This window comes from Clostridium sp. HBUAS56017, assembly GCF_007115085.1.
Lineage (GTDB): Bacteria > Bacillota > Clostridia > Clostridiales > Clostridiaceae > Clostridium > Clostridium cibarium.
In genome coordinates, this window is sequence record NZ_SULK01000072.1 from 347 (window position 1) to 573 (window position 227).

Here is a 227-nt window from a genome sequence, read left to right on the forward strand (position 1 = left end):
TAATGTAAAGTTAAAACTGAGCGGAGTTAGGACCAAAGAGTGCAAGGAGACAAGGGCGAAGTGCATGGAGCATACTTCAGGTATGTGAGTACACGTAGCACGCAGGCGACGTAGCAATCTGCAGAAATAACGCCGCGAAGATGATAGGTCAAGCTACAAAGGGCGCATGGTGAATGCCTTGGCATCAGGAGCCGATGAAGGACGTGATAAGCTGCGATAAGCTTCGG

The 227-nt window shown here is 49.8% G+C and carries 1 rRNA gene; it reads left to right on the top strand.

The window, feature by feature from the left end:
- Positions 1-146: 146 nt before the first annotated feature.
- Positions 147-227, top strand: a 23S ribosomal RNA gene (locus tag FAY47_RS19950); the annotation flags it as partial.